Below are 12,336 nucleotides of genomic sequence, written 5' to 3'. Positions count from 1 at the left end.
CAGGCCCCGCCGACCGATTGCAAGCGGTCGGCGGGGCCATTGTGGCTCTTGACAGCGGATTGGGTCATATGAGCGAGAGGGGTCCTGGTATGGCAAGGTGACGTGAAACAAGGCGGCGCTGACCTTCTGGTCGCGCCGCCGAAGTTGAACGTCAGATTGCCGTGCCAGGGCCCCTCGCAGCGTCAGGAAGACCGCCGTTCGGTAGAACGGCGGAATCTAGTTGTTCAGCATGCGGTCGAAGCTTCCCGAGTCGCCATCCCGATAGTCTGCGGTCATCAGAATCTCCTGCGGAATGCGCCCGCCCTCGCGCAGCACGTTGCGGAACTGCACGCGCGTAACCATGGGCAGATCCTTGATCGTCGCCGCCAGGTTCTGCGGCACGCCCTGGTTGGCAGCCGCGGGCTCGCACTCGCCGCCGGCCTTCACGCGACGCTTATGCTCGGCGAGCATGGCACGGTACATGCCGGCATGCAGGCGAATCTCAACCACATTGGCATTGCGAGCCTGCTCGACGATGCGCGCGCCCTCGCGATCGATATCGCCCACGTAGTAGACGTAGTTAAAGCGATAGCCAATCTCGGCCAGATAATCATCCAGTGCGTGCGAGACGCTCGCTTTGCAGCCGCCGCCAAAAATCACGCCGCCCACTTTGATGCCAAAGAGCTTGGCATGTTTGCGTCCGCGCAGGAGCTTGACGATCTCGTCATAGGTATCCAGGTTCTCGACCATAATGAACGGCTTGTCGGCACCCAGCGTAAAGAAGCCCGTAAAGTGCACGGGGCGATTGGGGGCGACCTTGATCGCCTGCATGCTGATGCCCTTTTCGGTCATACGTCTGATCAGGCGCTCACCGTGCTTGCCGTCAAAAGCCTTCTCGTCGTTAAAGATCTGGTAGGCACGCTGGCGGCGCGAGGCAACCGGCGTATCGGCACCTCGGTTCTGCTCGATCCAAGCCTGGATGATTGCGATTTCCTCGGCAATCTTGCGGTTGGACATCTCGTTGTGCTGAGTGCGCTGCGGAGCCTTTTTGCCGTCCTTGCCCTCAACCTTTACGATCTGTGTCTGCTGCTCCTTGATCTTAGAGAGCGCCGTAGGCGTAGGGACAACTTTGAGCAGCTGCCTGCCTAAAACGCGGGCAAGGGCAAACGCCGAGACCTCGCCGTGGACTGCCGACTTGGGCTGCTGGGCAGCAGTATCTGCTGCGGTAGACTCCGGCTTCTTCTGAGACTTGCGCTTAGAATCGCCTTGGGAATTGCGCTCGCGCTTCGGCATAGGCGCCTGCTTCTGCGGACGATCGGACTTGCTCTCCTTCGCCGGCTGGCGCTTAGGCTGCCCCGAAGAAACCTCGACCTTCGCATCCTCGTCCTGCGGCGTGGTCTTCTCGGCTGCAGTCTCGGCATGGGAACTGCGGCCCCCACGATGGCGACGGCGGCGAGGCTTGCTCGACGCGCCCTGCTCCGCCTGCTCATCAGTAGGCTGCTGGCCCTTGGCCTCGGCATCAACCTCAAGCTGCGGCTCAACAGGCTTCTGCTCGCGAGCCGCCGGCTCAACGGCCTTCTCGTCCTTCTCGTCCTGAGTGGTCGAAGCCGGCTCGCTCTTCTCCTGACGCCTTACGGGATACGCGCGCCCCGCAAAACCACGTCCGGGACGACATGAACCCGGAGCCTTCTTGGCAGACTCCTCAACATCGTCTGCAACCTCAGAAGACTCTTCGACCTCACGCGCGGCATCCTGCTGTGCAGCCTTAAAGTGAGCGCCGCGACGGCGCTTGGGCTCTTGGGCCTCCACGGGCTTTTGCTCCTTCGTGGGCTTCTGCGACTCGGCAGCAGCCTCGGTCTCAACAGCCTCGGCATCCGTCTCGCCCTTTCGAGCAACGGCGCGACGGAAGCGCTCCTGCTGGGCGCGGCGCTGTGCATCGCGCTTGCCGCCCCCGCCAAAACCGCCGCGTCCTGCCTTGGCCGTAAAGGCACGCACGACGTTCTCATCGAGCAACTCATCGGTATCGACATGCTCACGCGGGGCAACTTCTTCCACAGCAGGCACGTCAGCGGAATCCTCGACGACAAAATCCTCGACGGACTCGGCAGGCTGCTCCTGGGCATCGCGGATCTCGGCATTGATGGCATAGAACGCCGGGCGCCCGTTAATGCCGCTACCCTCGATCTTGGTCACGATATTTGCCGCGATAAGCTCATCGCGCATCGCCTTGGTGTCACATTCCTTATCGACGGAGCGGAAAATCTGCGCCAGCGCGCTCGACTTAATCTTGAGTGCCTTGCGGCAAAGCAGGTCGTAGGCAACCAGCTTTGCCCGCTCGGCAGAAAGCGACGTTTGTCCGCTCAGACGCTCAGCCAGAGCATCGACATTTTGTTGGTTATCGGAATATACCGTCTTGGCCACGGGGCCCCTTTCATATGCACACATATACGTCTATATGGTACAACGCGCGCCCTTATCCACGCAAAACATCTGCGAGAACACTCGAGCGTCACCCGCTTTTGCATGAAAAAAGACCGAGCCCGCGAAGTCGCGGACCCGGTCTTTCCGAGTCATATAGATGTGACGTTCAACTCGTCAGGTCGACTAAGCCTTGGCGGCCTCGGCGTCGACAGGAGCCTCGGCAGCAGCAGTGCGGCCATACTCGGCCTTGCCCATCTCGGACCACTCGGGCTCCTCGTCGGGCATGGAACCGGCCTCCTTGCCGAAGAACTCCTTGAGGCAGTTAACGGCAACGATGAGGCCCAGGACCATCAGCAGGACGGCAAAGACGAGCTGCAGGCCCTTGGTGGCGGCGACGGAGACGGCGGCCGTGGTGGCGGTAGCCGGGATGGTACCGAAGAAACCGTAGGCCTGGACGGCGGTCATGCAGCCCATGGCGCTCTGGACCAGCGAGGTGAAGGTGCAGCAGAGCAGGAAGACGACGGGCACGTAGAGCATCCAACCCTTGCGGCCGGTGCACTTGCAGAACACGGCGAGGGTGATCATGGTCATGCCGCCGAGCAGCTGGTTGGAAGCACCAAAGAGCGGCCAGATGTTGGCATAGCCACCAAAAGCGAGGGCGAGACCGGGAAGCAGGGTGACGACCGTGGCGAACCAGGGGTTGCCGAGGACCTTCATGTAGCCGGCCTTGGACTCGATGGCCAGGGCGTCGTTGGTCTGGGCAAAGAACTCGGAGAACGAGGTGCGGGCGATGCGGGCGACGGCGTCGAGCGAGGTCAGGGCCAGAGCGGAGACGTTCATGGTCATGAAGACGGTAGCGAGCGTGCCGTCAACACCGAAGGCCTGCATACCGCGGGAGATGCCGGCGGCGAAGATCTGGAACGGGGTGGAAGCGACACCGGCGTTGAGAGCGCCAGTACCGGCGGTGTTCATATCGGAGAACATGATGCCGGCGACGATGATGGCAAGGATGCCAACGAAGGACTCGACGATCATGGCGCCGTAACCGACCTTGACGGCGTCCTGCTCCTTCTCGACCTGCTTAGAAGAGGTGCCGGAAGAAACGAGGCTGTGGAAACCGGAGAGAGCACCGCAAGCGACGGAGACGAACAGGACCGGGAACATCATGCCGGAGGCAGTGGAGAAGCCGGTGAAGACCGGAGCGGTGATAGTAGCCTGACCGTTGACGCCCAAGACGACGATGCCGAGGACAGCGCAGACGATCATGACGATCATCATGATGGAAGTGAGGTAGTCACGCGGGGTCTTGAGCATCTGGATGGGCATAGCGCCAGCGAAGACCAGGTAGACCATGACGACGGCGAACCACTGGAACTTATCCAGGTAGACCGGGAACTGCATACCGACGGCGAACATGAGAACCATGAGGACCACGCCGGTGACGAACTCGGCAGCACCGGTAAGGTTGAACTTCTTCTGGGCCCAACCAAAGGCGATAGCGACGAAGGTGAACAGGATGGAGATGGTACCAGCGCAGCCGGCGGCATAGGACTTGGTGAAGTCGATGGCACCGGTAGCAGCACCAGAAGCATCAACGGCCGGGGTGAACATGAACGTCTTGCAAACCATGTCGGTGAAGGCGGCGATGACGATGATGCAGAACAGCCAGCAGAACAGCAGGAACAGGCGACGGCCGGTCTTGCCGATGTACTTCTCGATGAGCTGAGCCAGGGACTTGCCGTTGTTCTTCATCGAGGCGTACAGGGCGCCAAAGTCGTGGACGGCGCCAAAGAAGATGCCGCCGACGAGGACCCAGAGCACGACGGGCAGCCAGCCAAAGGCCATGGCGACGATCGTACCCGTAACAGGGCCGGCACCGCAGATCGAGCTGAACTGGTGCGAGAACGCGGTGAAGGCGGAGACGGGCGAGAAGCTGTTGCCGTCCTTCATGCGCTTGGCCGGCGTGAGGGCATCCTTGTCAACGCCCCACTTGTTGGCCAGCCAGCGACCATAGCCCAGATAGCCGCAGGCGAGCACCGCCGCGGCCACAACCATGAGCAAAACTCCGTTCATTACATTTCCTCCTCTAAAAAGAACTTCCCAGACATAAAAAATGAGGGCCGTCGGTTGCGCTCGACGGCCCTCATCTTCATCAGCCGCCCGTTATCGTACGGGCTAGCTGTATGTGCTAACCCGCATCAGATAATTACTACGCTGATAATGTTTAGCTGATGCGTGAACATGTCTAAGAAATCCTCTTCAATCATGATGCGAACGATCCGTGCGTGTTCACATCCCCCAGTGGTTGAAAAGGAGTATGAAACTTTAGTTACCTAAAGTCAACGCAAATATGTAATGAATTTTCCACTTTTTTGAATTTCTCGGTATAAAACGCCACTGACCTCGGACTTTACCCGACAAAAGTTTTTGCATGAGAGATGCCCCCGAGATCGGCGGGAGCCGGGCGGCGCACATGAACTTTCCTGCTCTACAGTCCTGCGCAAGACGGAAAGCACATTAAGTGCTTTCCTTTGCGTGCGGAACTCGCGATAAAGTTCATGTGCGCCGCCCGGCTCCCGCCGCTCTCGGGGGCTCCCATCCCAAATGCGGAGCAAAGCTCCGCACACCATCTTTTTCTTTCAGCTAAAGCACGCCGGAAATTCGACGCTGGCTTGTTAACCTTGCTGGACGTTGTCGACGCCAAACCAGCTCAGAAGCTATATCGATACAGAAAGGTCCCCGACCGGAGGGGCCGGATATAAGGTTTATCGCGAGTTCCGCACGCAAAGAAGGCCACTTAATGTGGCCTTCGTCTTGCGCAGGACTGTAGAGCAGGAAACCTTATATCCGGCCCCTCCGGTCGGGGACCGCACCCGTACGGCTACAACGTCATGTTTGGATCGGCGTCGACGTCGAACGGCGAGATTTCACCTCGGTCGAATTTACGGCGAGCGACCTCCGCGATCATGGCTGCGTTATCGGTACAGGCAGACAAGGGCGGCACCGTTACGCGAATCCCCTGACGTCCAAGCTTCTTGATCATCATCTCGCGCAGATGCGGGTTGGCCGAGACGCCGCCACCGATGCAGTATTCCTTGCATCCGGTAGCGTGCAGTGCGTTTTTGGCCTTCTTGTACTGCACGTCAAAGACAGCTGCCTCAAACGAAGCCGCCAGATCGGGCAGGTGAATCGTGCGCCCGGCCTTGGTCTCTTGCTCGATGTAGAGCGTCACTGCCGTCTTGAGGCCCGAAAGCGAGAAGCGGTAATCGCCCCTGCTGTTCAGCGCGCGGGGAAAATCGATCGCCTTGGGGTTGCCCGTCTCGGCAAGTTTGGAGATGATGGGGCCTCCGGGATAGCCAAGGCCCAGCGCCTTTGCCACCTTGTCGAAGGCTTCGCCCACGGCGTCGTCAAGCGTCTCGCCAAGTACCTCGTAGTCGCCCCATGCCTTTACGTGCACGAGCATGGTATGCCCGCCAGAGACAAGCGTAAAGATAAACGGAGGCTTGAGGTCGGGCTGCGCCAACAGGTTGGCAAACAGGTGACCCTCCAGATGATTGACGCACACGAGCGGCTTGCCGGCAGCATACGCAAAGCCCTTGGCAAAGGCAACACCCACCACCAGGGCACCCACCAGGCCCGGACCTTGCGTCACGCCCACGGCGGCAAGCTCACTTGGTGCAATGGCTCCGCCCGTAAGGCCCAGCGACGCTGCGGCGTCCTCGAGTGCCGCGTCCACGACGCTCACGATAACCTCAACGTGCTTGCGCGAGGCGATTTCGGGCACCACGCCGCCAAAGCGAGCATGAAAATCAATCTGCGTCGACACCTGGTTGGCCAGCATATTGCCATCCGCATCGATAATCGCCACCGCCGTCTCGTCGCAGGAGCTCTCGATAGCGAGTACTAGGCGGCGACGCTCAATCTCGACACGTTCCTCGGCAGAGCGCTTGGGCGCAGGCAGCGGCCATACGCGTTGCTCGGCTGCCGTTGGCTCGGGCGAGGCATTGTCGAGAGGAAGCACCAGGGGCAGCGGCGCCGTCATGACGATGGCATCCTTGCCGGCACCGTAGTAGCCACGGCGACGGCCCGCCTCGGTAAAGCCCAGGGCGGTATAGAGTGCAATTGCGCCCTCGTTGCCGTCCTCGACCTCAAGCGAAGCCGTAGTGCAGCCGAGCATCTGCGCGTCATAGCTCACGTGCGACAGCAGCTTGCGGGCGATACCCTCGCGTCGATGCGCCGGATCGACGGCAACGTCCATAATCTGCACGTCCCCGTCGACGACCATGCCGCCGGCTAGACCCAGTAGACGGCCGTCGTCATGCGCCACCCACCAGCTACGCGGAGCGGCAACGTCCTCGCCCAGCTCGGACAGGAACATGCTCGGCGTCCACGCCTCGTGTCCGGCGCCTTCAAAGCAGGCGGTCTCCAGCGCGCTCGCGCCCTCGGCATCCGCCGCGCCCATGGGGCGGAATTGCAGATGACGTCCAGCGAGCTCGTCGGCAACACCTGTCACCTCACTCTGCGCGCTCTCGGCAAGGCCCAGGCGCTTGCGCTCGTTTTCCTCGGCGTCCGAAAGGCGCGTATAGATCGGCAAGACGCGAGCCGGATCGCCATCGCCTGCGGTGTGCGCCATCAGCAGGCCCTCGCCCGAGGGCCACCATAGGTCTCGCTCCACGCAGCGCGCCGTCTCGTCCTCACCCAGCAGCTTGCCATAACGCACGAGACCGTCACCAGTCAGCTGAACCTGATCCCAGTCCGCGGCCTGGCGCCACTCATCAAGCGCCACGGCGGCCTTGACCACGCGCTCGCGCTCAAACAGACGCTCGGGACCCTCATCCCCCAGCACATACAGCGCCGGGTACACCTCGCCGCGCATGGCGTCGGCAAGAACACCAAGCTTGCCGCGTACGCCGGCCTTCCATGCCGTCCAGGCGCACGCGTCAAGTGTCGACACGCCGAGCAACGGCACGTTGGCACCGCGTGCCAGACCCTTTGCGGTGGAGATGCCGATACGCACGCCCGTAAACGAACCCGGGCCGCGGCCGACCACATAACAGCCGACATCGCTGCGATCCAGGCCGGTCTGCTTCAGTAGGCCATCAACAGTATTCACGAGCTCCACGTTGGCATGGCGGCGACACAAATGGTCCCCACTTACCAGCTTTGCCTCGCCCGTCTGCCCATCAATCCAGCTTGCCGCGCAGGCAAGCATGTCGGTCGAAGTATCGAGCGCCACCACCAGCGCGTTGTCGTTATGCAAGCTCATCTTGTACAGCCTTATCAATCAAATGGGAAAGCTCCATTGCGCGGTCACCGTGCGCCTCGAGCGTTATCGTTCGCACATCGCTGTCGCCCTCATCACGCTTGAGCGTCACCGAAAGATACTCATCCGTCAGCTCGTCTTGGAATTGTTCGCCCCATTCCAGCAGGCAAGCACCCTCATAGCCCAGCACATCGAAAATGCCCGTATCCTCGAGCTCGTAGGCATGCTCCAGGCGGTATAGATCAAAGTGAAACAGCGGAATACGGCCTTGATCGTGAACGGCCATGAGCGCAAACGTAGGACTCGTAACCATATGCCCATCGCCCAGCCCGCGCGAGACGCCCTTGGTAAAGTGAGTTTTGCCCACTCCCAGGCCACCGGTCAGGATGAGCACATCGCCGTCCTCAAGGCACGGTGCAATTAGCTCGCCAAAGTACTCCGTATCGGCAGCGCAAGTCGTTTTGTAAGTACCTACCCCCAGGCGCTCCAGGGACATATATGCTCCTTATTATTCCGAGGCGTCCTCTGGTGCGGGATGTCGCTCCAGATAGTCGCCCAGCATCTTAAAGTCTTCCTCCAGCAGCTCCTGCCACGCCGGATTGCGCAGCGCTGCTGCCGGATGAAAAGTGGGCATTACTACAAAATGCCCCATCTGGTGGAACCTGCCGCGCAGCTTAGTAATGCCAATCTCGGTCTTAAGCACAAAGTGTGTCGCGGGGTTGCCGAGCGTCACGATAATATCGGGCCAGATGCTTCGAATCTGCTCACGCAAAAACGGCGAGCAAGCCAGCACTTCCTCGGGACGCGGATTGCGGTTTCCCGGCGGGCGGCACTTAAGCACGTTGGCAATGTAGACGTCTTCGCGTTTGAGCCCCGCCAGCGACAAAATGCCGTTGAGGTCCTCGCCTGCCGCCCCCACAAAGGGCTCGCCCTGCAAATCCTCATTGCGGCCCGGCGCCTCACCAATAAACATCACGCGAGCGCGGGGGTTTCCCACGCCAAACACGATATTGTGACGCGACTGGTAGAGCTGGCAGAGGTGACAATCGCCCAGAACGGCCTCAATTTCCTCGAGTGCGACCTCACGTGGTGCCTGATGGGTATGGCCGGGGATGTGCATGACGCCCATAGCGGCTCCTACACGTAGACCTTGTCGAGACGCATGCCAAAGCCGCAGGCGACCTCGTAGTTAATCGTTCCGCGCAGTCGGGCCATCTCGTCCATAGTGATCTCGGCATCGCCATCGCGGCCGACAATGATCATCTCGTCACCATACTCGGCCTCGGGAATCTCGTGTGCCGGGTTGGACTGAATGGCGACCATAAACTGGTCCATGCAGATATTGCCAACCTGATGCACACGCTCGCCGCGATACAGCACATCCATACGATTGGAAAGCGTACGCGATAGGCCATCGGCATAACCGATCGGCAGCGTGCAGATCTGAACGCGCGTACGCGGTACGCGGTAGGTAAAACCGTAGCCCACGCCCTCACCCATCGCAGGGTGTGCCACGCGCGTCACACGCGCATGGACGCTCATAACGGGATCAAGCTGCATCACGCGGCCACTCAGCTCGCACGGCTGCATGCCATACAAGCCAACGCCGGCGCGGATCATATCAAAATGCATCGAGGGGTCGAGCATCGAGGACGGCGTGTTGGCGCAGTGCACGATACCGCACTCAAAACCCGCATCCTTAATGGCCTGAACGGCCTCGGTAAAGCGCTGACACTGCAGCTTGTAGTCCCAGCCCGAAGGTTCATCGGCCGTGGCGAAGTGCGTAAATACGCCGTCGCACTGAATACCGCGATGGAAATTTATACCGCGGACAAAGTCGAGCACCTGCGTGTAGTGAACGCCGATACGATTCATGCCCGTCTCGATGGCGAGATGATACTTGCCCACTTTGCCCGCCGCGACGGCACATTCGCCATACGCAAGAGCAAAGTCAGACGTATAGACCGAGGGCATGATATCAAACTCGAGCAACGTCGGAATGGCCTCGATAGGCGGCTCGCTTAGGATGAGGATGGGTTTCGTAATCCCGCCCTGTCGGAGCTCAACGCCCTCGTTAACCGTCGCCACGGCAAACATGTCGGCACCGGCCGAATACATGATCTTGGCGCACTCAACAGCTCCATGACCATAAGCATCGGCCTTGACCACGCAGCACAGGCGCTGACGTGGATTCAGCAAGTTCTTATAGGCCCTCGTGTTGCGACGGAGCGCCCCGCGGTCGATCTCGACCCAGGACCAGCGCGTCAAATCGGCTTTATTCATGATTAGTCATCCGACCCTTCGTCCATGATTCCCAGATCTTCGAGCGCATCCTTTGCCGCCAGTTCCATGGCCGGACCGATCAAGTCGATAAGATCGGTCGCGATGACGCTCTTCTCACCATACTCCGTCGCCGCGGCAAAACCGGCGTAGCTGTGAAGTGCGACGGCGTACGAATACAGCAACTCCCAACGATCCATCTCGTCGCGCATGGTGGCAAGCGTGCCGGCCAAAATACCCGCGAGAACATCACCCGAACCGGCAGTTGCCAGAGAAGCCGGACCCGAGAGCGGCAGCAGCACACGCTCAACGCCACAGATAGCCGTCGTCGGCCCCTTGGCAATGACCACCAGATTGTCAGAGCCTGCAGCCCAGACAACCTTCTGCGCGGCTGCAATCGCAGTACCAAGGTCGTTCACCTCGTCACCGGCAACCAGACGCGAAAGTTCACGATAGTGCGGCGTCATAACCAACGGCTGCTCGCGACGATACATCTCGGGATTACTATCAATACCGTCAATGGCAATCTTAGCAAGGCAGTTGAGTGCATCGGCGTCCAAGATAAGCGGCACATCAAGCTCGAGCAAGCCCGAAACCACCTGCATAGCGCCGGCAGATGTCGTCATACCGGGACCGCACAGTACACAGCTGTACTTCTTTGCAATCTCGCACACAGTCATGCGCGCAGCGGCGCCAAAGGAGCCGCGGGAATCAGACGGAATAGCAAAGACGGGAATCGAAGGAAGTGCCATGCGAATAAGATTGGCGCAGGCATCAGGAGCCGCGACCGCCACGTAACCAGCACCCGCGCGAGCTGCAGACTTGGCCGCCATAATGGCAGCACCAGGATATTGCGCAGATCCGGCGACAATAAGCACAGAGCCACGGGAATACTTATCGATATTCGTAGGTAGTGGGGCAAAGTAATCAACTAAGTCACCGGGCTCGACAATCTCGGCGGCGTGGTCGACATCATCGATGACCTCGTCAAGACGGTCGTAAAGATTGCCGCAGATCAAATCGCCAGCATACTCAGGACCATCAGCGCTATACAGACCAATCTTGGGCGCAATCATCGTCACCGTATGCTCGGCACGAATGCAGTCGTCATCAACAACGCCCGTCTCGGCATTCAGGCCCGAGGGAACATCAATGGATACGACACAATCGGCGCATTCATTGACCGTAGGAATCCAGATGGAGAACGGCGCACGCAGATTTCCGTGGAAACCGGTACCAAAAATGGCATCGACAACAACATCGGCCTTATCGATCAAAACCTCGAGTTCGTCACGCGAGGGGCCGACGCAAACGTGCACATCGCGGCCGGCAGTACGACGAGCAACATGACGTGCCAGAGCAGCAGGAATCTCATCCGGCTCAACCGGAGAAACGATATCCACGTCCACACCCTTATGGCTCAGGATATCGGCGGCAACCCAACCGTCGCCGCCATTATTACCAAAACCGACCAGAACGAGAACCCGATCGGGATTGAGCTTCAAGACCTCGTTGGCGGCAAACTCACCCGCTAGCTCCATAAGCTCGGCCTTCGAAGTCCCTTCGCGTTCGATGATATCCTCGAGACGAACGACTTCTTCGGTACTCAAAACCGGTTTCATCTATGCTCCTAGCGTATCTTGCGAAGCATCGCCCAGGTGCTCCGTCAATGCTGAATTCTGCAGCTGCTCAAGCTCATCTAAAACAGAGCGAGCCTCTTTAAATGTCTGCGCTACGCGTTTCTTGGTGCTCACCTTTTCCTCTTTTGGCTTAGGCCGAGCATCTTCGGTAATCGCGATGGCATTCGCAACGGCCAAGTCTCCTGTAAGCGTAATGGAAAGAGCGACCTCAACAACACCCAGTTCTTGAGCGATCTCGAGAGCACGGCCCGAAAGCAGCGCCTTCGGTTTGCCGAGTTTATCACGCGTAACCGAAACATCCTTGCGACCCACGCCTTGACTAAAACCCGTGCCGAGAGCTTTAAGTACCGCCTCGCGCGAAGCAAAGCGGCTCGCATAGTGAGCAGCGGGACGCGATGATGCATCGCAATACGCACGCTCTTCTTCGGTAAACACACGCCGAGCAAACGACGGCGTCTTTTCAAGAATTGATTTCATGCGGGAAATCTCGACGATATCAACGCCGATACCAGCTTCAGCCATGTTCACCTCCATATCGCACAGACTAAGTTATTGTAGCCCGTTCGCAGAAGATGCGACAAACGAGGGTTATAAAACACAGCTACTATGTGAGACAAAAGCCCGTAAACGCAAAAAAGGGGGAGGCCGCGAGGCCTCCCCCTTCTCAGTTTCGATGACGGCTCGGTGCCGTCCACCGGTCAGCGGCGCCCTGGCCTCCCACGGGCTGACCCCGCAGTACTCTCGGCGCGATGG

At 59.6% G+C, this 12,336-nt stretch carries 8 protein-coding genes; all 8 read right to left on the bottom strand.

The genetic code is table 11. The features are described 5' to 3' along the window. Positions 1–216: 216 nt before the first annotated feature. A complete protein-coding gene (locus tag AAA069_RS09780; RefSeq protein WP_349128256.1) occupies positions 217–2,400 on the bottom strand; it encodes a hypothetical protein in 2,184 nt (727 codons plus the stop codon). A 183-nt stretch (positions 2,401–2,583) separates the two neighbouring features. Then, complete coding sequence (locus AAA069_RS09775) at positions 2,584–4,473, bottom strand: carbon starvation CstA family protein (RefSeq protein WP_349128254.1); 1,890 nt, start codon at positions 4,471–4,473, stop codon at positions 2,584–2,586. A gap of 808 nt (positions 4,474–5,281) precedes the next feature. Further along, complete coding sequence (tsaD, locus tag AAA069_RS09770; RefSeq protein ID WP_349128253.1) at positions 5,282–7,666, bottom strand: tRNA (adenosine(37)-N6)-threonylcarbamoyltransferase complex transferase subunit TsaD; 2,385 nt, start codon at positions 7,664–7,666, stop codon at positions 5,282–5,284. Beyond that, complete coding sequence (gene tsaE, locus AAA069_RS09765) at positions 7,653–8,159, bottom strand: tRNA (adenosine(37)-N6)-threonylcarbamoyltransferase complex ATPase subunit type 1 TsaE (RefSeq protein WP_006235849.1); 507 nt, start codon at positions 8,157–8,159, stop codon at positions 7,653–7,655. The genes tsaD and tsaE overlap by 14 nt, the downstream gene beginning before the upstream one ends. A gap of 12 nt (positions 8,160–8,171) precedes the next feature. Further along, entirely contained in the window at positions 8,172–8,792 is a 621-nt protein-coding gene (locus tag AAA069_RS09760) for a uracil-DNA glycosylase (protein WP_006235848.1), read from the bottom strand. Between the two features lie 8 nt (positions 8,793–8,800). Beyond that, positions 8,801–9,946 carry an alanine racemase gene (gene alr, locus AAA069_RS09755; protein WP_035137770.1) on the bottom strand — a complete coding sequence of 382 codons (1,146 nt, stop codon included), beginning with the start codon at positions 9,944–9,946 and terminating at the stop codon, positions 8,801–8,803. A 2-nt stretch (positions 9,947–9,948) separates the two neighbouring features. After that, positions 9,949–11,565 (bottom strand): NAD(P)H-hydrate dehydratase, encoded by a 1,617-nt coding sequence (locus AAA069_RS09750; protein ID WP_082222952.1) that lies wholly within the window; start codon positions 11,563–11,565, stop codon positions 9,949–9,951. After that, positions 11,566–12,105, bottom strand: coding sequence for a holo-ACP synthase (gene acpS, locus AAA069_RS09745; RefSeq protein WP_006235843.1), 540 nt, complete (start codon positions 12,103–12,105; stop codon positions 11,566–11,568). Between the last annotated feature and the right edge of the window lie 231 nt (positions 12,106–12,336).

This window comes from Collinsella sp. CLA-SR-H006 (genome assembly GCF_040097075.1).
Lineage (GTDB): Bacteria > Actinomycetota > Coriobacteriia > Coriobacteriales > Coriobacteriaceae > Collinsella.
The sequence above is the reverse complement of the archived record's forward strand: the minus strand, read 5'-3'. Positions and strand labels throughout refer to the sequence as shown.

Coding starts and splice junctions, on each gene's coding strand:
- AAA069_RS09775 (WP_349128254.1), bottom strand. CDS start 4,473: ATGAACGGAGTTTTGCTCATGGTTGTGGCCGCGGCGGTGCTCGCCTGC.
- tsaD (WP_349128253.1), bottom strand. CDS start 7,666: ATGAGCTTGCATAACGACAACGCGCTGGTGGTGGCGCTCGATACTTCG.
- tsaE (WP_006235849.1), bottom strand. CDS start 8,159: ATGTCCCTGGAGCGCCTGGGGGTAGGTACTTACAAAACGACTTGCGCT.
- AAA069_RS09760 (WP_006235848.1), bottom strand. CDS start 8,792: ATGGGCGTCATGCACATCCCCGGCCATACCCATCAGGCACCACGTGAG.
- alr (WP_035137770.1), bottom strand. CDS start 9,946: ATGAATAAAGCCGATTTGACGCGCTGGTCCTGGGTCGAGATCGACCGC.
- AAA069_RS09750 (WP_082222952.1), bottom strand. CDS start 11,565: ATGAAACCGGTTTTGAGTACCGAAGAAGTCGTTCGTCTCGAGGATATC.
- acpS (WP_006235843.1), bottom strand. CDS start 12,105: ATGGCTGAAGCTGGTATCGGCGTTGATATCGTCGAGATTTCCCGCATG.